This is a genomic window from Actinotalea lenta (genome assembly GCF_030586465.1).
GTDB classification, from domain to species: domain Bacteria; phylum Actinomycetota; class Actinomycetes; order Actinomycetales; family Cellulomonadaceae; genus Actinotalea; species Actinotalea lenta.
In genome coordinates, this window is sequence record NZ_JAUQYP010000001.1 from 2,556,510 (window position 1) to 2,576,414 (window position 19,905).

Consider the following 19,905-nt stretch of genomic DNA (forward strand, 5'->3'; position numbering starts at 1 on the left):
GGCGCACGCGCGAACGACCTGGAGGAGCCTGGAGTGGCTGACTACGTCCTTCCCGACCTGCCCTACGACTACGCGGCGCTCGAACCGCACATCTCCGGGCGGATCATGCAGCTGCACCACGACAAGCACCACCAGGCCTACGTCTCGGCGGCCAACACCACGCTGGACAAGCTCGCCTCTGCGCGCGAGTCCGGCGACTTCGGTGCCGTGATGGGCCTGGAGAAGACCCTCGCGTTCAACCTCGGCGGTCACGTGAACCACTCCGCCTTCTGGCAGAACCTGTCGCCCCACGGTGGCGACAAGCCGGTGGGCGAGCTTGCGCAGGCCATCGACGACCAGTTCGGCTCGTTCGACAAGTTCATGGCGCACTTCACGGCTGTGGCGACGAGCATCCAGGGCTCGGGCTGGTCCATCCTCGCGTGGGACTCGATCGGGCAGAAGCTCGTGATCTTCCAGCTCTACGACCAGCAGGGCAACATCCCGCTCGGGATCGTGCCGATCGTGCTGCTCGACATGTGGGAGCACGCCTTCTACCTCGACTACACCAACGTCAAGGGCGACTACGTCAAGGCGTGGTGGAACATCGTCAACTGGGCTGACGCGCAGGAGCGCTTCGCCCGCGCCACGGCGCAGACCAAGGGCCTCATCGTCCCGAGCTGACGCGCAGCGCACGCAGGTGCCCGGTCCCCGAGGGGGCCGGGCACTGTGCTGTCCTCACCCGCTCCGGACCTGGAGCACCTCCCGGGGGCCATCGCATGACGTCGAGATGGTGCCGACGCCCTGCGCTGTCCTGGTGCGGACGGCTCAGTGCGCGTGCTGGCCGCGGGAGAACTCGAAGATCCAGCCCACGAGGCCGAGGAACGCCACGATCACGCCCGGGACGAGCAGCCACCAGCCCACGGCCAGGGCGAGGAACCCGATCGCGGCACCCGCGCCCACGACCAGAGGCCACCAGCTCCAGGGGCTGAACGTGCCCAGGTCCCCGGCGCCGTCGGAGATCTCGGCCTGAGGGTCGTCCTCGGGCATGCCGCCGCTGCGGCGGTCCACGACGAGCATGTAGAAGGTGAGCATGCCGGTCAGGCCCGCGCTGAGCAGCAGCGCTCCCATACCGACGGCCTCACCGTGGCTCCACACCCCGTAGACCACGCCCACCACGAGCAGGAAGCCCGTGAGGATGGCCAGGACGCGCGAAGACGCCTTCATCGCTGCTCATCCTCCTCGTCGCGCTCGATCACAACTTCCTCGTCGCCGCCCGAGTCGTCGATCACCACCGCCGTGGCCTGCTCCTTGGCTGACGCGCCCTCGTCCAGCGTCCGCTGGGCTCCCTCCGGGCTGCCGTCGAGGTCGGGACCGCCGAAGAAGGGGAACGACGACGGTGGCACATGGTCCATCGCCGCGACCTCGGGGTGGTGCAGGTCGAAGGCCGGCCGCTCGGACCGGATCCTGGGCAGCGAGGTGAAGTTGTGCCGCGGAGGCGGGCAGGAGGTCGCCCACTCCAGGGAGGCGCCGTAGCCCCAGGGGTCGTCGACGGCGACCTTCGGGGCGTTGCGGGCCGTGATGTAGACGTTCCAGAAGAACGGGAGCATCGACAGCGCCAGGATGAAGGCGCCGATCGTGGAGATCTGGTTCATCGTCGTGAACCCGTCCTCCGGGATGTAGTCCACGATGCGCCGCTGCATGCCCTTCACGCCGAGCCAGTGCTGGATCAGGAACGTGGTGTGGAATCCGATGAACAGCAGCCAGAAGTGCAGCTTCCCGAGCCGCTCGTTGAGCATCTTCCCGGTGAACTTGGGCCACCAGAAGTAGAAACCCGCGAACATCGCGAAGACCACGGTGCCGAACACGACGTAGTGGAAGTGCGCGACCACGAAGTAGGTGTCGGACAGCTGGAAGTCCAGTGCGGGGCTGGCCAGGATCACCCCGGTCAGCCCGCCGAAGAGGAAGGACACCAGGAAGCCCACCGACCACAGCATCGGCGTCTCGAACGTGAGCTTGCCGCGCCACATGGTGCCGATCCAGTTGAAGTACTTCACGCCGGTCGGCACCGCGATGAGCATCGTCATCAGGGCGAAGAAGGGCAGCAGAACGGCGCCGGTGACGTACATGTGGTGCGCCCACACGGTCACCGAGAGCGCGGCGATCGCGATCGTCGCGTAGACCAGCCCCTTGTAGCCGAACACCGGCTTGCGGCTGAACACGGGGAAGATCTCGGTCACGATGCCGAAGAACGGCAGCGCGATGATGTAGACCTCCGGGTGGCCGAAGAACCAGAACAGGTGCTGCCACAGGATCGCCCCGCCGTTCGCCGCGTTGAACACCTGGGCGCCAAGGCGCCGGTCGGCCCCCAGGGCGAACAGCGCGGAGGCCAGCGGAGGGAACGCCATGAGGATCAGGAGCCCGGTCACCAGGGTGTTCCAGGTGAAGATCGGCATGCGGAACATCGTCATGCCCGGTGCGCGCATGGTCAGGATCGTCGTGATGAAGTTGACGGCACCGAGGATCGTGCCGAATCCCGCCAGGGCGAGGCCGAAGACCCACAGGTCGCCGCCCAGGCCCGGTGAGTTCACGGCGTTGGACAACGGCGCGTAGGCGAACCAGCCGAACGACGCCGCGCCCTGCGGGGTGAAGAAGCCCGACACGGTGATGAGCCCGCCGAACAGGAACAGCCAGTACGCGAAGGCGTTCAGGCGCGGGAAGGCGACGTCGGGCGCCCCGATCTGCAGGGGCATGATCACGTTGGCGAAGCCCGCGAACAGCGGCGTCGCGAACAGCAGCAGCATGATCGTGCCGTGCATCGTGAACAGCTGGTTGTACTGGCTGTGGCTGACGATCTGGATGCCGGGCTCGAAGAGCTCGGCGCGGATGAGCAGTGCCATCACGCCGGCGAGCAGGAAGAAGAAGAACGACGTCCCGAGGTAGAGGTAGCCGATCGTCTTGTGATCCGTGGTGGTGACCCACGAGACGATCACCTTGCCCACAGGCTTGCGCTGCGGGACGCTCGCCGCGAGTGCCTGGGTCTGGGTGGCCATCAGCCCTCCTGCTTCGGGGTCGTCGGGTTGGCACCCGGATGGTCTGCCGGGTTGAGGTCCAGCCCCAGCTTTCCGACCTGCCCGGCCGACCGCAGCCGCTCCATCTGGGCCTGGTACTCCTCCGGGCTGACCACGTCCACCTGGAAGAGCATCCCGGAGTGGTACTCGCCGCACAGCTCGGCGCACTTGCCCAGGTACATCCCCTTGCGCTCGGGCACGATCTGGAACGTGTTCGTCCGGCCGGGGATCAGATCCTCCTTGTAGAGGAATGCCGGCACCCAGAACGAGTGGATCACGTCGCGCGACTCGAGCTTGAACTCCACGCGCTTGCCGAGCGGCAGGTACAGCGTCGGCAGCCGTGGGTCACCGAGCTTGACCGTGCCCGGGTCGTCGATCTGCGTGCCGGACTCCCACACGCCGGAGTCCAGGTAGTTGAAGTCCCAGCTCCAGCGCTTGCCGATCACCTCGATCGTGACGTCGGGCGTCTTGGACGTGTCCTTGATCGCCGACATGTCACGCTCGGTGTAGAAGTACAGGACGCCGATCATGAACAGCGGCAGCACCACGTACATGATCTCCAAGGGGACGTGGTACCGCGTCTGGATGGGCAAGGTGTCGTCGTCCCGGCGCTTGCGATAGACCACGACGGACCAGATGATCAGCCCCCACGTGATCACGCCGACCGCCAGCGCGGCGGTCCACGTGCCCGTCCAGAGATGCGTGATCCGGCCGGTCATGTTGGTGACCTGCCCGTTGTCGTAGCCCGGCAGGAAACCGCGTCGTGTGTCGGCGGAGCATCCGCTCAGCAGCACGGCGGCGGCGACTGCCAGCACCACGAGCCGGGAGGTCCGACGACCCCGAGGCTGTTGCACGTCCACCCTTGCCTTTCCGAGAGCCCGAGTCGCAGCACCGCCGCAGACCCGGGACCTTCGTCCCTGGGTGCCCACCCTAGCGTGCCTCGTCCCACAACGAGACCCGATCCGGATCGCGTGGCGCGCGGCCGGCGATCTAGGTTGGCCCCGTGACCTCCCGGGTATACCTCGACGCACGAGCGCCGCTGCACCCGGCGGCACGAGCCGCGATCCTCGAGGCGCTGGACGACGGCTGGGCAGACCCCGGGCGGCTGCACTCGGAGGGTCGCCGTGCTGCTGCGCTCGCCGACCGGGCCAAGGAGACGATCGCCGGGCACCTGGGGGCGCGGCCGGCCGAGCTCCGGCTCACCCCCACGCACACCGCGTCGCTGCACCGGGCCGTGGTCGACGTGGTGGCGGCCCGCCGACGGCTCGGCGGGCGCGTGGTGCACTCCGCCGTGGAACGTGCTGCGCTGCTCGCCGCCGCGGATCAGGCCGAGCCGGTGTCCGTCCCGGTGCGGAGCGACGGACGTGTCGACCTCGACGCATGGCGCGCGGCCCTCGCGGAACCGGCCGCGCTGGCCGCGCTGCAGCACGCCAACCCTGAGGTCGGAACCATCCAGCCGCTGCCCGAGGCCCACGAGGCCGCTGCCGCGGCCGGGGTGCCGCTGCTCGTCGACGCGGGCGCGACCATCGGTCATGTCCCCGCTCCCCCAGCGTGGGACCTGCTCGCGGCCGACCCGGCGTCGTGGGGTGGCCCAGCGGGCCTCGGCGTCCTCGCGGTGCGCCCCAGGGTCCGGACGCGCGCCACCGGGCCTGCCGACGAGGAGCCGTGGGTCGGCGTCAGTCTGCCGCTCCTGGCCGGTGCGGCCGCAGCGCTGGATGCCGTCGCATCCCGCCGTGCCGAGGCCGCGCCGAGACGCCGTGTCCTGCTCGAGCGGATCCGCGCCTGCCTGGGGACGATCCCCGACGTCGAGGTGCCGGGCGACCCGGCGACGGGCCTGCCGCACGTCATGACGTTCTCGTGCCTGTACGTCGACGGCGAGGCCCTGCTGACCGAGCTGGACCGTCGAGGCGTGGCGGTGGGTTCCGGCTCGGCCTGCACCGCCAGCACGCTGGAACCCAGTCACGTGCTGGTCGCGATGGGTGTCCTGACGCACGGCAACGTCCGTCTCACGCTCCCGGTCGACGTCACCGACGAGCAGGTCGACACGCTGTGCGCGGCCCTGCCGGACGCGGTGGCCGCCGTCCGCGCGATGCTCGGGACCTCGGGGCTGTGATCGTCGACGCCCGGGGCGACCGCTGCCCGATGCCGATCATCCGGCTCGCCCGCGCCGCGGCCGGCGCCAATCCGGGAACGGCCGTGACGGTGCTGTGGACCGACGCGGCGGCGCGCCACGACATCGCGGCGTGGGCCCGGATGCGCGGGCACCGGGTCGTCGGCGAGGAGGTCGCAGAGCCCGCTGACGGGCACCAGGCCTGGGCGACGACGGTCCTGCTGGGCGGTGCGGGCACGACGACGGCGGCCACCCTCAGGTGACCGCCGTCGTGGGCCCGGTGGTCAGCTCAGCTGAACGAGCCGCCGCAGGCGCAGGAGCTCGCGGCGTTCGGGTTGTCGATCGTGAAGCCCTGCTTCTCGATGGTGTCTGCGAAGTCGATCGTGGCGCCCTCCAGGTAGGGCACGCTCATCCGGTCGACGACGACCTCGACCCCGTCGAAGTCCCGCAGCGCGTCGCCGTCGAGCGACCGCTCGTCGAAGTACAGCTCGTAGATCAGCCCGGAGCAGCCACCCGGCTGCACCGCCACGCGGAGCCGAAGGTCGTCCCGCCCCTCCTGCTCCAGGAGGCTGCGGACCTTGGCCGCAGCGACGTCGGTGAGGATGACGCCGTGCGTGGCGGTCTGCGTGGTCTCGGTCATGGCCCCTCCGCGGGTCGCGTGGTTCGTACTCCCGAAGAACAACCGGCGGGCGCCGGGTCTTCCCTCCCCAGGGTACGACCTCCCGGCACGTGCGCCTAAAGGACCGGACCCGGGACCGTCGCCGCGCCGCCGGCGTCCCGCGTCAGCGGGACCAGGTCCGGGCCACGCGTGCGGCTCGGTCCACCAGCGCGCCGGCGACGTCGTCGAGCTCCTGCCACGGCGTCGAGCCGTCCGTCAGCGGGTACACCCCGGACAGCCCTTGTGCGGCCCACTCCCGACGCCCCAGGACGGCCTCACCGCTGACGACCACGACGGGCAGCGCATGCGCCGCGGCCGCGGCCGACGCCGCCGCGAGGGCGGAGTCGTGCAGGACGTGCGGGTCCAGGACGGCCGTGGCGGTCAGGACCAGATCGGCGTCCGCCACGCGGCTGTCCAACCCGACCAGCGACGCCACGACCTGCGGGCCGGGGACCAGCCGAGCACCCAGCAGTGCCAGGCCGAAGGCCAGACCCCCGCCGGCGCCCGCACCCCGTGCCGACGCCGCCGCGCGCACGCGCCCTGGCCCGAGGCCGGAGCCCAGGGCGTGCACCCATCGGCCGACGGCCTGCTCGAGCCCCTGTGCGGCCGCGGGCGCGAGCGTGAGCGCAGTCGCGTCCGGCACCGCCAGCAGCGCGCTCGCCCCGTGCAGGCCGAGCAGCGCGACCTCGGTGTCCACAGCGACGATCAGATCCCGGCCGGCCAGGCGCGCCGAGGTGGCTTCGAGGAGCGCCGGGAGGTCGGCCGAGCCTGCCGCCATGGCTGCCTCGAGCTGCGCGCCGCCGTCAGCTACCTGGGCGTGCCCACCGAGCGCCGCCAGCAGGCCGGCTCCGGCGTCGTGCGCGACCAGGCCCCCCACGCCCATGACGACCCGTCGCGGGTCGAGCTCCAGCGCGGCGTCCAGCAGTCCCGCGGCGGGCGCCGAGCTCACGGGCGCGCGAGCGCCGGACGTCGCCCGGGCACCCAGCACCTCGGCGACCTCGACCACGACCGTGCCGTCCGGCAGCCGGAGCAGGCCGGCCGGTGTCGGCTCGCCGGCCGTCCCCGCCACCGTCACGGGCACCAGGTCACCGCCCACACCGCGATGGACGGCCGCGACAAGGCCGCTCCCCCCGTCGCCGAGCGGCACCTGCTCGAGCCGGTCCGCAGGCGCCCCCCGAGCCCACCCGTCGGCGAGCAGCCTCGAGACCTCGACGGCCGGCAGGTCCCGCCCGAGCCGGTCGGTGGAGACGAGCACGTGCATCCCGCCATCCTGCCCGCTCCCGGGACCGCATCGGTCACCGGACGACCGATCCGCCGCCACGAGCCGGTGTGGGACAATCCCGGGGTGTCCGCTACGTTCACCGAACCGCGTCCGTCGGGTGCTCTCCTGCTGCTCGGAGAGGGGTCGGACCTGCGCTCCGAGCGGGGCGTGGAGTGCACGGGCGCACTGCCGCCCGCCTCCGACCCGGACCTCGTGGAGCGAGCCCGGGTGGCCAGGGCCGCGCTCGGCGACCGCGCCTTCGTGCTCGGCCACCACTATCAGCGGGACGAGGTCATCGCGCTGGCCGACGTCACGGGCGACTCCTTCAAGCTCGCGCGCGAGGCCGCGGCCCGGCCGGACGCCGAGTACGTGATCTTCTGCGGCGTGCACTTCATGGCGGAGTCGGCCGACATCCTCACCCACGACGGCCAGGCCGTGGTGCTGCCCGACCTGCAGGCCGGCTGCTCGATGGCGGACATGGCCGACATCGCCCAGGTCGAGGAGGCCTGGGAGGTGCTCGCCGACGCGGGCGTGGCCGACCGCACCGTCCCGGTCACCTACATGAACTCCACGGCGGCGATCAAGGCCTTCACCGGCCGGCACGGTGGCACGGTGTGCACGTCGTCGAACGCGCGGGTCGCGCTGCAGTGGGCCTTCGACCGCACGGGCGGCGTCGACGGCGACGGCAAGGTGCTGTTCATGCCGGACCAGCACCTGGGCCGCAACACCGCCGTGCTCCAGCTCGGGATGGGTCTGGAGGACTGCGTCGTGTACGACCCGCGGCGGCCGGCTGGCGGCCTCACGGAGCGCGAGCTCCGCGACGCACGGATGATCCTGTGGCGCGGGCACTGCTCGGTGCACGGCCGCTTCTCCGCGGAGAACGTGGCCCAGGTCCGCGAACGGGTGCCCGGGATCCACGTCCTCGTGCACCCCGAGTGCAAGCACGAGGTGGTCGCTGCCGCCGACCAGGTCGGCTCGACCGAGCACATCATCCGCGCGCTGGACGCCGCGGAACCGGGCAGCGCCTGGGCGATCGGCACCGAGCTCAACCTGGTGCGGCGGCTCGCCGCGAGCCACCCGGAGCTCGCGGTGCACTACCTGGACTCCACGGTCTGCTTCTGCTCCACCATGAACCGCATCGATCTGCCGCACCTCGTCTGGGCGATGGAGGAGCTCGCTGCAGGTCGCGTGGTCAACCGCATCACGGTGGACGCGGACGACGCGCACTGGGCCCGCGTGGCCCTCGACCAGATGCTCGCGCTCCCCGCACCCGCACCCACCACGGCCGGCTGAGCGCGCCGGAGCTGAGCAGCGTGCCGAAGGAGGCACCGCGATGACCACCGTCCCGCCGATGCGCGTGGGGATCTTCGTCTTCGAGGACGCCGAGGAGCTGGACGTCGTCGGACCCTACGACGTGCTCGCGGCATGGGCGCAGATCAGCGAGCTGCGCCCGGAGGTCGTGCTGTTCTCGACCGACGGCGCAGGCGTCCGGCTCGCCAAGGGGCTGAAGATCGTGCCCGACTGCGCGACGGCCGAGGTGGGCCCCCTGCACGTCCTGATCCACCCGGGTGGCCAGGGAACGCGCCGCCTCGCGCTGGACAGCGACCACCTGGCATGGCTGCGTCAGATGCGCCGATCCACGCCGCTGATCGCATCGGTGTGCACCGGCGCCCTTCCGCTTGCCGCGGCGGGCCTGCTCGCGGGCCGCCCGGCCACCACGTACTGGGACGCCTTCGACGAGCTCGCCCGCCTCGACCCGAGCGTCCTGGTCGACACCGACGCGCGGTTCGTCGACGACGGTGACGTGGTGACGTCGGCGGGGGTGTCCGCCGGGATCGACATGGCTCTGCACCTGGTGGCGCGTCTCGAGACGGTCACGGTCGCGCGGGCGGTCAAGCGCGCCATCCAGTACGAGCCCGAACCGCCGGTCTGAGTACCCTGCCCGGGTGGCCCGCACCCTGCACCTCGCCCGGACGTTCTACCGACCGCGTCGGCCGGTCCCGGGCATGGGAGTCCTGGACACCTCGGTGACCAGGATGCGCGTGACACTGACCGACCTGGACATCTACCTGCACGTCAACAACGGCGCGTACCTGCAGATGATGGACGTCGCGCGCACCAACTACCTGGCCGACCTGGGCGCGTTCGGCACGCTGCGCGCGCGTGGTTGGTACCCCGTCGTCGCGGCGTCGACCATGACGTACAAGCGGTCGCTGCGACTCGGTGAGCGCTTCGAGATCGCCACCCGGGTGCTGAGCTGGGACCACCGGGTGATCTATCTCGAGCAGGTCTTCCGGCGGAGCGACGCACACGTCGCGCGCGGCCTGGTGGCCGGCCGGTTCCTGCACCGCGGCGGTGCCCGGATCGCCGCCCCCGACGTCGTGGCGGCACTGCGGCCGGGGTTGTCGGCACCCGAGCTGCCCGCGGACGTGCGCGCGTGGGCGAGCGCCGTGGACGTGGCGCACCGCGGCGACTGATCTGCCGGCGCGCCCTACAGCGACGCGGCCCGCACCAGGAGCAGCGCCTCGGCCAGCACGACCTTCTCCAGCTCGCCCAGGTGCACCGACTCGTTGGCCGCGTGCGCTCGTGAGTCGGGGTCCTCCACGCCGGTGACCAGGATCGCGGCGTCCGGGAACACCTCGGTGAGCTCGGCGATGAAGGGGATGGAACCCCCCACACCGATGTCCACCGGCTCCACGCCCCAGGCCTCGGTGAACGCCTGCCGCGCCGCCTGCATCGCCGGGGTGTCGCCGGCGGCCGCGAACGACTTGCCCTGCTCGCCGTCGGTCACCGTCACCCGGGCGCCGAACGGAGCATGCCGCTCCAGGTGGCTCCGCAGCGCAGCGGCGGCCTCGGCCGGATCCTGACCAGGGGCGATCCGCACGGAGAGCCGGGCGCGAGCACTGGCCGCAATCGTGTTCGAGGCCTCCGCGACCGACGTCACGTCCATGCCGATCACGGAGATCGCCGGTCGGGTCCACAGCCGGGCGGTCAGCGGCCCCGTACCGGCCAGACGAACCCCGGGCAGCACCCCCGCGTCGGCCCGCATCGCCGTCTCGTCGTAGTCGACGGACGGGTCGGGCGACCGGGTCAAGCCGTCCACGGCGACCGAGCCGTCCTCGTCGTGCAGCGTGGCGATCAGCCGGGCGAGCAGTGTCGGCGCGTCGAGCACCGGCCCCCCGTACATGCCCGAGTGCACCGCGTGCTCGAGCACCGCGACCTCGACCTCGCAGTCCACCAGACCGCGCAGGCCGACGGTGAGCGCGGGCACGCCGACCTTCCAGTTCACCGAGTCGGCGACCACGATGAGGTCGGCCGCGAGCCGCTCGCGGTACGTGTGCAGGAACTCCACGAAGGTCGGACTGCCGACCTCCTCCTCGCCCTCCACGAAGACGGTCACGCCCACGGGCAAGTCGTCGCCGAGCGCGCGCAGCGCCCCCAGGTGGGCGACGATGCCCGCCTTGTCGTCGGCCGCTCCCCTTCCGTACAGCCGTCCGCCGCGCTCGGTCGGCTCGAACGGCTCGGTGTCCCAGTCCTCGCGTGGCCCCGGGGGCTGCACGTCGTGGTGGGCGTAGAGCAGCACCGTGGGCGCTCCGGCCGGTCCCGGACGGTGACCGACCACGGCGGGGCGTCCGACCCGCCCGTCCGCGGTCGTCACGGTCAGCACCTCGGCCGGCACCCCGACCTCACCGAGCAGGTCGGCGACCATCCGGGCGCTGCGCGCCACCTCGGCCTGGTCGAAGGCCGGGCTCGACACGCTCGGGATCCGGGCGAGCTGCTCGAGGTCGGCCCGGACGCGGGGGAAACCGGCGGCGACGCGGTCACGCAGCCCGGACGGTACGGGGGTCTGGCTCATGGCCGCCACGCTACCGGCCCCGCCGCGGGGACCCGGGCCGGTGACGTCCCGTCGAGGTCGCCCGTCACGCTCGTCTACCCTGGAGGGGTGCCTCCCACGTCAGCCGACAACGACCACGCCAGCACGACCGGCAAGGGCCGACCGACCCCGAGCCGGAAGGAACGCGAGGCCGCGCGCAAGCAGCCACTGGTCCCCAAGGATCGCAAGCTCGCGGCGCGGCAGGCACGCGAGGCGTCCAAGCGGCAGCGGGACCGCGAGTACGAGGCGCTCAAGACCGGCGACGAGCGCTTCCTGCCCGCGCGCGACAAGGGCCCGCAACGCCGCTGGGTGCGCGACTACGTGGACGCGCGGCACAACATCGGCGAGTGGTTCCTGCCGTTCGCACTCTTCGGGTTCATCGGCATGACGCTGACCACGACCTATCCGGTCGTGGGTCTCGTGATGGTCGTCGTGCTCTATGCCGGCCTGCTGGTGGCGGTGGTGGACGCGTTCGTGCTGGCCCGAAAGCTGCGCGCGGGACTGAGCGCCAAGTTCGGCGAGCAGCGGGTGCAGCGCGGCCTGCGCCGCTACGGCCTGATGCGCGCGTACCAGCTGCGCCGGCTGCGGCTGCCCAAGCCACAGGTGGGGCGCGGCCAGTTCCCCTCCTGACCCGTCGACGCGGGCCCGACCTCCCGGCGTCCGGCGGGGCGCGTGAACACCGGTAACCACCCGTGCACGAGCGGCCCGACGGCCGCCGCGTAGAGGACGGTGCCAGGACCCACCGTCCCGCCGAGCAGCCAGCCGACGGCCACGACGGTCACCTCGATCCCGGTCCGCACCAGGCGCAGGGACCAGCCGGTCCGGGCGACCAGCCCGGTCATCAGACCGTCACGCGGGCCAGGGCCGAGCTGCACGCCGACGTACAGGGCCGTCGCGAGCCCGTTGAGCGCCACTCCGCCCAGGAGCATGGTGACGCGAAGTCCGAGCGGCGCGGGGTCACCGAGGCGCCCGAGCAGGGCGAGGGCGGGGTTGACGGCGGCACTGATCACCAGGACGTTCGCCACCGTTCCCACGCCGGGCCGCTGACGCAGCGGCGCCCAGCACACCAGGACCGCCGCCCCGGTCACGGCGGTCACGAGGCCGAAGCTTGCCCGCGTGTGCGCGGCCAGGCCCTGGTGCAGCACATCCCAGGGCATGCTGCCCAGCCCGGAGCGCACCACGAGCGCGATGGACACCGCGTAGGCCACGAGCCCGGTGAGGAGCTGCACCACCCGGGCCGTCACCGGGCAGACCCCGCCGTCGTCCGGCCCTGCCGGAAGAGCCGGCGCGGCGGCGGCGACCGGTGGCCGCGACGGTCCCCGCGGGCCCATGCCGGCACCACCGACGTGGCCACCCGCTTCTCCGATGCGTCCAGACGCGCCACTCCGCTCACCATCGCCCCATGATCTGCGGCCAGTCTGTTGCTCTTCCATAGCCACTTCCGAAAGAGTGGCCTGATGTCAACCTCGGACCGCCGGATCGCCGGACCCGCGCTGGCGCGCCTCGTCGGCCGGGTACCCACGGGGGTGCCTGCCTACCTGGGCCTCTCCGACGCCGTGACGCGTGCCGTGACGGACGGTGCACTGCCGGTCGGTACCAGGGTGCCCAGTGAGCGGGAGCTGGCGGGCGCCCTCGGCCTGTCGCGCACCACGATCTCCGCCGCCTACCAGCAGCTGCGAGAGCGTGGCCTGCTCCGCACCCGGCAAGGCTCGGGGAGCGTCACCACACTGCCCGACGCCGGGCCCGGCGCGACACTGCTGCCCTCCGACGACGCCGGGCCCGTGGACCTGGCCACGGCGGCACCCGCCGCGCCACCGGCCCTCGTCGGCGCGGCGCGGCGCGCCATGGACCGCCTCCCGCACCACATCGGGGGCGGCGGGTACGCCCAGCTCGGCCTACCGGAGCTCCGGGCGCACCTCGCCGACCGCTACACGGCACGCGGCATCCCGACCACGGCAGACCAGATCCTCGTCACGTCCGGGGCACAGGGAGCCACGAGCCTCCTGGCCGCCGCCCTGGTGGGCCCCGGCGACCGGGTAGCTGTGGAGAACCCGGCCTACCCGCACACCCTCGCCGCGATCCGCGCGGCAGGTGCCAGACCGGTCCCGGTCCCGGTGCACCACGCCGGGCTGGACCTCGAGCTGCTCGAGGCGACCGTCCGCCGCGCGGCACCCGGGCTCGTGCACATCACCCCGGACCACCACAACCCGACCGGGACCTCGCTCGATCCCGAGGCCCGCGAGCGGCTGCGCCGGATCGCCACGCGGCACCGCACGCCGGTGATCGGCGACGAGACGCTGAGCGACCTCACCCTGGAGGGTCCGCCGCCCGAACCGTTCCTCGGACGGGACCCGGACGAGCACCTGGTGGCCGTCGGCTCGGCGTCCAAGAGCTTCTGGGGTGGCCTGCGCCTGGGGTGGATCCGGGCGCACCGGGACCTCATCCTGCGACTGGGCCAGGCGCGCGTGCACCGCGACCTGGGAGCACCCGTGCTGGACCAGCTCGTGCTGGTCGAGCTCCTCGCGGATGCGGACGCGCTGCTCGCCGAGCGGAGAGCCGAGCTGCGCACCCGACGCGACGCCCTGGTGGAGGCGATCGAGCGGGCGCTGCCCTGGCAGGTCGCGGTCCCGGCGGGCGGGCTGTCCGTCTGGGTGGACCTCGGCGCGCCGCTGTCCTCGGCACTGGCAGCCGTGGCGCCTCGCCACGGCGTGCGCGTCACACCGGGCTCGGCGTTCGGGGTGGACGGTGGCTTCGAGACCCGGATGCGACTGCCGTTCGCGGCTCCCGCGGAGCACCTGGTCCGCGGCGTGACCGCACTCGCCTCCGCCTGGGCGACGCTGGGCCCCCGCGCAGCCGCCCAGACCGAGACGATCCCCGTCTGACCACGGGTCATGCCTCCCGGAGGGGAACCTCCTGCCCGACCCGGTCCTCGCCCGACAGCAGCTGCGCGGCGAGGACGTCGTGCGCGAGCGAGCGCCAGTGCTCGCCCAGCCACTGCTCGGCGTCGAAGCGGTTGGTGAACACCGGGCTGACGGGCCGGTCCAGCGCTCGACCCCGTGCCCCGACGAACTCCCAGCGCCACTGGGCCCTGCTCATCGCTCTCCCTCGGCCAGCTCACGGTGGATCCGCGCCGCCCAGAACGGCCCCCGGTAGATCAGACCGGTGTACCCCTGCACGAGGTCGGCCCCGGCCGCCAGGTAGGCGCGCACGTCGTCCGCGTCACTGATCCCGCCCACCCCGATGATCGTCCGGCCGGCGCCCAGCCGACCACGAAGCAGCCGGACGACCTCCAGCCCCCGGGGTAGCAGCGGCGGCCCGGACAGCCCGCCCTGACCCAGGTCGTGGGCGATCGTGGTGTTGACGGCGACGACGCCGGCGAGATCGAGCTCGGTCACGAGATCCGCGACCGCGATGACGTCCTCGTCGACCAGGTCCGGGGCGATCTTGACGAGCAGCGGAACCGCACCGGGCCCGGTGGCCTCGTCCGCCGCGGATCGCGTGGCGGCCAGCAGGGGGCGCAGCGAGTCGACGGACTGCAGGTCCCGCAGCCCGGGGGTGTTCGGCGAGGAGACGTTGACGACCAGGTAGTCCGCCCATGGAGCCAGCAGGCGGGCAGATGCCGCGTAGTCCTGCGCGGCGCGGTCGGCCGGAGTCGTCCTGTTCTTCCCGATGTTCACACCGACGACGTACCGGCGTCCGGCCGACGTGCTGCGCAGCCTGTGGAGCCGCTCCGCCATGGCGGCGGCGCCGGCGTTGTTGAACCCCATCCGGTTGCGCAGCGCCTGCTGGTCCACCACCCGCCACAGCCGTGGCGCTTCATTGCCGGGCTGCCCGGCGGGGGTCACGGTACCGACCTCGACGAAACCGAACCCGAGCATCGTCATGCCCGGCACCCCGACCGCGTCCTTGTCGAACCCCGCGGCGAGCCCCAGCCGCCCCGGCACACGTCGGCCGAGCACCAGGACCGAGGGGCCGGGCGGCGCGCACCGGCGGCGCAGCAGGCCGGAGAGCACGGGTACCGCGGCCACCGCCCTGATCAGACCGAAGGCCAGCCGATGGGCGAGCTCGGGATCCATCCGCCGGAACACCAGACGGAACAGCAGCGCGTACACGCGGGCAACCTACCCGGCGGCGGCGTCCAGGGCCGGGGACGTCCGGGATCCCGTGCGACGCAACCACCACATGCCGAGCATCGGCAGCACGAGCGGCACGTAGCCGTACCCCTGCCCGTAGTCGGACCAGACCGTCGCGTCCGCGAACAGGTCGGAGCGCACGATCGAGAGGGTCCCCACCGTGAGCACCCCGGCCAGCTCGACGCTCACGGCGGCCCACGCCACCGCCCGCCACGCTCCGCGACCCCGTGCGAGTGCCACCGTGGCAACCACGTACACCACGGCGGCCACGGCCGACAGCAGGTAGGCCAAGGGCGCGGCAGCCAGGTCGGTGGCGATCTGCACGGCCGAGCGAGCGCTCGCAGCGACGGCGAGCAGGCCGTAGACGGCGACGAGGACGCGGCCCGGGCCGGTCGCGGTCGGTGAGCTCATGGCGCCACCCTACGGGCGTCCGCTCGGTTCGAAGCCGTGGACCGTCGTCGCCCGGACGGCGGTCGGTCACGCGTGGCCCACGGCCCGCGGCTGACGCGCGAGGTCGGTGACCAGACGGACCAGGTTGACCAGCACCCCGATCCCGCTGCCCACGATCCCGACCCACAGCACGACGCGTACCGCCGTCGCCCAAGGGAAACCGCCCTCGTCGAACGCGAACGGGAACACGTCCAGGACGCGCAGCGCGGCCACCAGCCCGAGCGCGGACGTCGCCAGGTCGCCGAGCGCGCGCAGCCACCGCGGATCCGCAGCCACCCACACGAGGTTCACCGCGACACCGGTCCAGATCTGGGCGGCAACCCAGGGCAGCACCACGGTGGTGTCCTGGGTCAAGAACGCCAGCGACTCCCAGCCGGGCCACCGGAAGATCAGGCCCAGCAGGACCAGGTCCAGGGCGACCGCGACGAGGTAGCCGGCCCGGCGCGCACCGCGCGAAGGCCGTGCAGCGGGGCGGCGCCGACGGCGCGACGCGGGAGCGCCGGCGGGGCGATCCGAGGGCTGCGGTGTGGCCATCGGCGTGCCTTTCGACTCGACGCCACCGACGCTAGCGCGCCGCGGACCGCGCGGGAGGCGGTTTCGCGGGCCTGCGCCCGCACCTACGCCTGCCAGACCTGCCAGAGCCGGAGCTGGAGGAACGCCACGGTCAGGGCGGCGACCAGCAGCACCACCGAGCTCCACCGGGTGCGCTCGGCGAATGACCACGCCGCGGCGACCGGGAGGATCAGCAGCGTCGTGACGAGGTAGCCCCAGAACGTCGGGGCGTCGTGCGGGCGAGACGTCCCGAGGGCCATCACCACCGCGACCGCCGCCTCGAGGACAAGGACGCCCTCGACGACCGCCCCGGCCTTGAGCTGACGCCAGATCACGGGCTGGTCCCGGGCGGCGCGCACCGCCGCCCACGCTCCGAGGGCCCCGGAGAGCAGGGCGCTGAGCACGAGGAGCGGAATCCACACGCTGCCGACCCTAGGGGCGCCGGGCCCGGATCACCGCGCGACACCCCCGGGGCCGACACGCGCGCGGCCACTCCCCTAGCATCGGGGGGTGATCACCCTCACCTCGTCCTCAGCTGCCCACCTGTCCGTCGACGTCCTCGTGGTGGGGGTGACGTCCGACGACGGCACTCCCCGGCTGCTGGGCGACGCGCTGCCCGCGAGCCTGGCCGGCGTCCTCACGTCGCCGGCTCTCGGGCTGACCGGGGAGGTCGACCAGGTGGTTCGGGTTCCCGCCGGGGACGCGGTCGCCGCCGATGTCGTCGCCGCCGTGGGGGTGGGCGACCCGAGCGACCGGGAGGCCTTGCGGCGGGCAGCCGGTGCTGCCACCCGCCAGCTCACCGGGGTGCGTAGCGTCGCGCTCGCGCTGCCGGTCCGCGACGCCGACGACGCCGCGGCCGTGGCGGAAGGCGCCCTGCTGGGCGCCTACGCCTACACGCGGTACCACGACCTGCCCGCAGCGAAGCGGCCGGCAGAGGAGATCACCGTGGTCGCCCCGCAGGCGCGGGCGGCCGCCGCCAAGGCCGCGGTCGCCCGCGCCGAGGTGCTCGCCGCGGCGGTGCACGGGGTGCGCGACCTGGTCAACGCGCCGCCCCGGGACCTCTACCCGGCGGCGTTCGCCGACATCGCCAAGGCTGCGGCCAAGGGCACCAAGATCAAGGTCACGGTGCTCGACGAGAAGGAGCTCGCCGCCGGGGGCTACGGCGGCCTGGTCGCGGTGGGCCAGGGGTCCTCGCGACCGCCCAGGCTCGTCAAGGTCGCGTGGACCCCGGCCCGCGCGAAGCGGTCCGTGGCTCTGGTCGGCAAGGGCATCACGTTCGACTCGGGTGGCCTGTCACTCAAGCCTCCGAAGGGGATGGAGACCATGAAGTCCGACATGGCCGGGGCGGCGGCCGTGCTGCACACCGTGCTCGCCGCGGCAGCTCTCAAGCTCCCGATCGCGGTGACCGGCTGGCTGTGCTTGGCGGAGAACATGCCCTCGGGCACCGCGCAGCGGCCGTCCGACGTCATCACCCAGCGCGGCGGGACCACGGTGGAGGTCCTCAACACCGACGCCGAGGGGCGCCTGGTGCTCGCTGACGGGCTCGTGGCGGCGTGCGAGGAGGCTCCTGACGCCGTCATCGACGTCGCGACGCTCACCGGCGCCCAGGTCATCGCCCTCGGCACCCGGGTGTCCGCCGTGATGGGCACCGATGACATGCGGACAGCAGTCGTGTCCGCGGCGGCCGAGGCCGGTGAGGCGTTCTGGCCCATGCCTCTGCCGGACGAGCTGCGCGCGGGCCTGAACTCCCAAGTGGCCGACATCGCGAACGTGGGCGACCGCGCCGGCGGGATGCTGACCGCGGGCGTGTTCCTGCGCGAGTTCGTCGGCTCGACCCCCTGGGCGCACCTGGACATCGCCGGGCCGGCCTTCAACGAGCACGCCGCCTGGGGCTACACGCCCGCGGGGGGCACCGGGGTGGCTGTGCGCACGATGCTCAGGCTGCTGGAGAACCGCTGACCGGCCGTCGTCAGCGACCGGAACGCTGCCTGGCGTTCCAGTCCCGCATGCGCTGCGGGTACCCGACCAGCTGCACGTCGTAGACGGGGATGCCCAGGTCCTGGGCGATCTTCCGCGCCGCGCCGGGGCTGGGGACCCGTCGGCGCGTCCACTCCCCGCTCGTTGCGATCAGCACGACGGTGGTCTGCGTGACGTTCGTCTGCGGCTCGATGTATGCCTCGACGCCGACGCGCGTGCGCGCGAACTCGGCGAGGTGTTCCAGGGTCGCATGGCGGGCGTCGCGTTCTGGGGCCTGGCGGGAACGCCTGCGGAACAGCGGCATGTGCTCAGCCTACGGGCGAACAGGACCGAGGGCCCAGCAAGACGTAGGATGAATCGCGCTGCCCATCCGTCACCGCTCGGATGCCACCGAGCCACGGGTGATGACAAGATGGCCGCAGCGCCCGACCCACTGCCGTGCCCGAGGGGAGCCTGACCGTGCCTGACACCGCCGACATCGTGGTCCTGGGCGGAGGGAGCGGGGGCTACGCCACCGCCCTGCGCGCCACCGAGCTCGGACTGAAGGTGGTCCTCGTGGAAGAGGCCAAGGTCGGCGGCACCTGCCTGCACGTCGGCTGCATCCCCACCAAGGCTCTGCTGCATGCGGCGGAGGTCGCCGACTCGACGCGCGAGTCGGAGAAGTTCGGCGTCCGGGCCGCACTCGAGGGCATCGACATGGCCGGCGTGAACGGCTACAAGGACGCGGTGGTCGGCCGCCTCTACAAGGGTCTCCAGGGCCTGGTGAAGGCGCACGGGATCACCTACGTCGAGGGGCACGGCCGGCTCGTCGCACCCGACACCGTCGAGGTTGACGGCGAGCGGTACACCGGCAAGCACGTCGTGCTGGCGACCGGCTCGTACTCGCGGACCCTGCCCGGCCTGGAGATCGGCGGCCGGGTCATCACCTCCGAGCACGCGCTGAACCTGGATCACGTGCCCGAGTCGGTGGTGGTGCTCGGCGGCGGCGTGATCGGGTGCGAGTTCGCCAGCGTGTGGACGTCCTTCGGCGCGAAGGTCACCATCGTCGAGGCGCTGCCCCACCTGGTCCCCAACGAGGACGAGGCGATCAGCAAGGCGTTCGAGCGCGCGATGCGCAAGCGCGGTATCGCGTTCCACACCGGTGTGCGGTTCTCCGGCGTGACCCAGGACGACTCCGCAGTGCACGTCGCCCTCGAGGACGGCACGGCGATCGACGCCGACCTCATGCTCGTGGCGGTCGGCCGCGGGCCCCGCACGGCCGACCTCGGCTACGAGGAGCAGGGCGTCCCGATGGACCGCGGCTTCGTGCTCACCGACGAGCGGCTGCACACCGGCGTCGCGAACATCCACGCGGTCGGCGACATCGTCCCCGGCCTGCAGCTCGCGCACCGCGGCTTCGCACAGGGCGTCTTCCTCGCCGAGGAGATCGCAGGCCTCAACCCCGCACCACTGGTCGAGTCCGGCATCCCGCGGGTCACCTACTCCGACCCGGAGATCGCGTCCGTCGGCGTCACCGAGGCCAAGGCCAAGGAGCTCTACGGCGACGACCAGATCCAGACCTACGAGTACAACCTCGCTGGCAACGGCAAGAGCCAGATCCTGGGCACCACCGGCTTCGTCAAGCTGGTGCGCAGGAAGGACGGCCCCGTGGTCGGCGTCCACATGCTCGGCGCCCGGGTCGGTGAGCTCATCGGCGAGGGTCAGCTGATCGTCAACTGGGAGGCATACCCCGAGGACGTCGCGTCCCTGGTGCACGCCCACCCCACCCAGAACGAGGCGGTCGGCGAGGCGTTCCTCGCGCTGGCCGGCAAGCCGCTGCACGCGCACAACTGACAGGAGACGC

At 72.6% G+C, this 19,905-nt stretch carries 23 protein-coding genes; 10 read left to right on the plus strand and 13 right to left on the minus strand.

Annotation, left to right across the window (positions count from 1 at the left end):
* The first annotated feature begins 33 nt into the window (after positions 1 to 33).
* Positions 34 to 660: a superoxide dismutase gene (locus Q6348_RS12225; RefSeq protein ID WP_304601553.1), complete on the plus strand. Its 627-nt coding sequence runs from the start codon at positions 34 to 36 to the stop codon at positions 658 to 660.
* Positions 661 to 804: 144 nt separating this feature from the next.
* On the opposite strand, the gene Q6348_RS12230 is transcribed toward Q6348_RS12225, so the two are convergent.
* The 3 genes from Q6348_RS12230 to ctaC are packed head-to-tail and all read right to left on the minus strand — an operon-like array spanning position 805 to position 3,865.
* Positions 805 to 1,203 carry a cytochrome c oxidase subunit 4 gene (locus Q6348_RS12230; RefSeq protein WP_304601554.1) on the minus strand — a complete coding sequence of 133 codons (399 nt, stop codon included), beginning with the start codon at positions 1,201 to 1,203 and terminating at the stop codon, positions 805 to 807.
* Positions 1,200 to 3,029 (minus strand): aa3-type cytochrome oxidase subunit I, encoded by a 1,830-nt coding sequence (gene ctaD / locus Q6348_RS12235; RefSeq protein WP_304601555.1) that lies wholly within the window; start codon positions 3,027 to 3,029, stop codon positions 1,200 to 1,202. Before ctaD ends, Q6348_RS12230 begins: the two co-directional genes overlap by 4 nt.
* On the minus strand, positions 3,029 to 3,865 hold the full coding sequence (gene ctaC / locus Q6348_RS12240; protein ID WP_304601556.1) for an aa3-type cytochrome oxidase subunit II: 837 nt from the start codon (positions 3,863 to 3,865) through the stop codon (positions 3,029 to 3,031). Before ctaC ends, ctaD begins: the two co-directional genes overlap by 1 nt.
* Before the next feature lie 185 nt (positions 3,866 to 4,050).
* Here ctaC and Q6348_RS12245 point away from each other — a divergent pair, with 185 nt between their 5' ends.
* Both Q6348_RS12245 and Q6348_RS12250 read left to right on the plus strand, forming a co-directional pair.
* A complete protein-coding gene (locus Q6348_RS12245) occupies positions 4,051 to 5,160 on the plus strand; it encodes an aminotransferase class V-fold PLP-dependent enzyme (RefSeq protein ID WP_304601557.1) in 1,110 nt (369 codons plus the stop codon).
* Positions 5,157 to 5,420 carry a sulfurtransferase TusA family protein gene (locus Q6348_RS12250; protein WP_304601558.1) on the plus strand — a complete coding sequence of 88 codons (264 nt, stop codon included), beginning with the start codon at positions 5,157 to 5,159 and terminating at the stop codon, positions 5,418 to 5,420. The genes Q6348_RS12245 and Q6348_RS12250 overlap by 4 nt, the downstream gene beginning before the upstream one ends.
* Before the next feature lie 26 nt (positions 5,421 to 5,446).
* On the opposite strand, the gene erpA is transcribed toward Q6348_RS12250, so the two are convergent.
* The gene (gene erpA / locus Q6348_RS12255) at positions 5,447 to 5,797 is read right to left on the minus strand and encodes an iron-sulfur cluster insertion protein ErpA (RefSeq protein ID WP_304601559.1); all 351 of its coding nucleotides are present in this window, start codon (positions 5,795 to 5,797) and stop codon (positions 5,447 to 5,449) included.
* Between the two features lie 142 nt (positions 5,798 to 5,939).
* Entirely contained in the window at positions 5,940 to 7,076 is a 1,137-nt protein-coding gene (locus tag Q6348_RS12260; RefSeq protein WP_304601560.1) for a glycerate kinase, read from the minus strand.
* An 84-nt stretch (positions 7,077 to 7,160) separates the two neighbouring features.
* Between Q6348_RS12260 and nadA the strand changes: the two genes are divergently transcribed.
* Genes nadA through Q6348_RS12275 form a run of 3 tightly spaced genes read left to right on the plus strand, consistent with a single transcriptional unit; the run spans position 7,161 to position 9,553 of the window.
* A complete protein-coding gene (nadA, locus tag Q6348_RS12265) occupies positions 7,161 to 8,369 on the plus strand; it encodes a quinolinate synthase NadA (protein WP_304601561.1) in 1,209 nt (402 codons plus the stop codon).
* 40 nt (positions 8,370 to 8,409) lie between these two features.
* A complete protein-coding gene (locus Q6348_RS12270) occupies positions 8,410 to 9,009 on the plus strand; it encodes a DJ-1/PfpI family protein (RefSeq protein WP_304601562.1) in 600 nt (199 codons plus the stop codon).
* A 13-nt stretch (positions 9,010 to 9,022) separates the two neighbouring features.
* A complete protein-coding gene (locus Q6348_RS12275) occupies positions 9,023 to 9,553 on the plus strand; it encodes an acyl-CoA thioesterase (RefSeq protein ID WP_304601563.1) in 531 nt (176 codons plus the stop codon).
* Between the two features lie 14 nt (positions 9,554 to 9,567).
* Here the strand turns inward: Q6348_RS12275 and Q6348_RS12280 are convergent, their stop codons facing one another.
* Entirely contained in the window at positions 9,568 to 10,932 is a 1,365-nt protein-coding gene (locus Q6348_RS12280) for a dipeptidase (protein WP_304601564.1), read from the minus strand.
* Positions 10,933 to 11,019: 87 nt separating this feature from the next.
* On the opposite strand from Q6348_RS12280, the gene Q6348_RS12285 reads away from it, so the two are divergent.
* On the plus strand, positions 11,020 to 11,580 hold the full coding sequence (locus Q6348_RS12285) for a DUF3043 domain-containing protein (RefSeq protein WP_304601565.1): 561 nt from the start codon (positions 11,020 to 11,022) through the stop codon (positions 11,578 to 11,580).
* On the opposite strand, the gene yczE is transcribed toward Q6348_RS12285, so the two are convergent.
* Positions 11,499 to 12,281 carry a membrane protein YczE gene (gene yczE, locus Q6348_RS12290; RefSeq protein WP_304601566.1) on the minus strand — a complete coding sequence of 261 codons (783 nt, stop codon included), beginning with the start codon at positions 12,279 to 12,281 and terminating at the stop codon, positions 11,499 to 11,501. The two genes, Q6348_RS12285 and yczE, sit on opposite strands and share 82 nt — an antisense overlap.
* Positions 12,282 to 12,407: 126 nt before the next feature.
* On the opposite strand from yczE, the gene yczR reads away from it, so the two are divergent.
* Positions 12,408 to 13,832 carry a MocR-like transcription factor YczR gene (gene yczR / locus Q6348_RS12295; RefSeq protein ID WP_304601567.1) on the plus strand — a complete coding sequence of 475 codons (1,425 nt, stop codon included), beginning with the start codon at positions 12,408 to 12,410 and terminating at the stop codon, positions 13,830 to 13,832.
* Between the two features lie 7 nt (positions 13,833 to 13,839).
* Here yczR and Q6348_RS12300 read toward each other — a convergent pair whose 3' ends face one another.
* The 5 genes from Q6348_RS12300 to Q6348_RS12320 form a co-directional block, all read right to left on the minus strand.
* On the minus strand, positions 13,840 to 14,046 hold the full coding sequence (locus Q6348_RS12300) for a hypothetical protein (RefSeq protein WP_304601568.1): 207 nt from the start codon (positions 14,044 to 14,046) through the stop codon (positions 13,840 to 13,842).
* Complete coding sequence (locus tag Q6348_RS12305) at positions 14,043 to 15,062, minus strand: quinone-dependent dihydroorotate dehydrogenase (protein WP_304601569.1); 1,020 nt, start codon at positions 15,060 to 15,062, stop codon at positions 14,043 to 14,045. Before Q6348_RS12305 ends, Q6348_RS12300 begins: the two co-directional genes overlap by 4 nt.
* A gap of 9 nt (positions 15,063 to 15,071) precedes the next feature.
* Positions 15,072 to 15,494 (minus strand): hypothetical protein, encoded by a 423-nt coding sequence (locus tag Q6348_RS12310; RefSeq protein WP_304601570.1) that lies wholly within the window; start codon positions 15,492 to 15,494, stop codon positions 15,072 to 15,074.
* Between the two features lie 66 nt (positions 15,495 to 15,560).
* Positions 15,561 to 16,067 carry a hypothetical protein gene (locus tag Q6348_RS12315; RefSeq protein WP_304601571.1) on the minus strand — a complete coding sequence of 169 codons (507 nt, stop codon included), beginning with the start codon at positions 16,065 to 16,067 and terminating at the stop codon, positions 15,561 to 15,563.
* A gap of 83 nt (positions 16,068 to 16,150) precedes the next feature.
* Positions 16,151 to 16,507, minus strand: coding sequence for a hypothetical protein (locus Q6348_RS12320; protein ID WP_304601572.1), 357 nt, complete (start codon positions 16,505 to 16,507; stop codon positions 16,151 to 16,153).
* 88 nt (positions 16,508 to 16,595) lie between these two features.
* Here Q6348_RS12320 and Q6348_RS12325 point away from each other — a divergent pair, with 88 nt between their 5' ends.
* A complete protein-coding gene (locus Q6348_RS12325; RefSeq protein ID WP_304601573.1) occupies positions 16,596 to 18,044 on the plus strand; it encodes a leucyl aminopeptidase in 1,449 nt (482 codons plus the stop codon).
* A 10-nt stretch (positions 18,045 to 18,054) separates the two neighbouring features.
* On the opposite strand, the gene Q6348_RS12330 is transcribed toward Q6348_RS12325, so the two are convergent.
* Complete coding sequence (locus tag Q6348_RS12330; RefSeq protein WP_304601574.1) at positions 18,055 to 18,366, minus strand: oxidoreductase; 312 nt, start codon at positions 18,364 to 18,366, stop codon at positions 18,055 to 18,057.
* Between the two features lie 155 nt (positions 18,367 to 18,521).
* On the opposite strand from Q6348_RS12330, the gene lpdA reads away from it, so the two are divergent.
* Entirely contained in the window at positions 18,522 to 19,895 is a 1,374-nt protein-coding gene (gene lpdA / locus Q6348_RS12335) for a dihydrolipoyl dehydrogenase (protein ID WP_304601575.1), read from the plus strand.
* The last annotated feature ends 10 nt before the right edge of the window (positions 19,896 to 19,905 follow it).

Bases quoted from the DNA above. Each gene is read 5' to 3' on its own strand.
- Q6348_RS12230 (WP_304601554.1), bottom strand. From the start codon at position 1,203: ATGAAGGCGTCTTCGCGCGTCCTGGCCATCCTCACGGGCTTCCTGCTC.
- ctaD (WP_304601555.1), bottom strand. From the start codon at position 3,029: ATGGCCACCCAGACCCAGGCACTCGCGGCGAGCGTCCCGCAGCGCAAG.
- erpA (WP_304601559.1), bottom strand. From the start codon at position 5,797: ATGACCGAGACCACGCAGACCGCCACGCACGGCGTCATCCTCACCGAC.
- Q6348_RS12260 (WP_304601560.1), bottom strand. From the start codon at position 7,076: ATGCACGTGCTCGTCTCCACCGACCGGCTCGGGCGGGACCTGCCGGCC.
- Q6348_RS12270 (WP_304601562.1), top strand. From the start codon at position 8,410: ATGACCACCGTCCCGCCGATGCGCGTGGGGATCTTCGTCTTCGAGGAC.
- Q6348_RS12280 (WP_304601564.1), bottom strand. From the start codon at position 10,932: ATGAGCCAGACCCCCGTACCGTCCGGGCTGCGTGACCGCGTCGCCGCC.
- yczE (WP_304601566.1), bottom strand. From the start codon at position 12,281: ATGGGCCCGCGGGGACCGTCGCGGCCACCGGTCGCCGCCGCCGCGCCG.
- yczR (WP_304601567.1), top strand. From the start codon at position 12,408: ATGTCAACCTCGGACCGCCGGATCGCCGGACCCGCGCTGGCGCGCCTC.
- Q6348_RS12300 (WP_304601568.1), bottom strand. From the start codon at position 14,046: ATGAGCAGGGCCCAGTGGCGCTGGGAGTTCGTCGGGGCACGGGGTCGA.
- Q6348_RS12310 (WP_304601570.1), bottom strand. From the start codon at position 15,494: ATGAGCTCACCGACCGCGACCGGCCCGGGCCGCGTCCTCGTCGCCGTC.
- Q6348_RS12315 (WP_304601571.1), bottom strand. From the start codon at position 16,067: ATGGCCACACCGCAGCCCTCGGATCGCCCCGCCGGCGCTCCCGCGTCG.
- Q6348_RS12330 (WP_304601574.1), bottom strand. From the start codon at position 18,366: ATGCCGCTGTTCCGCAGGCGTTCCCGCCAGGCCCCAGAACGCGACGCC.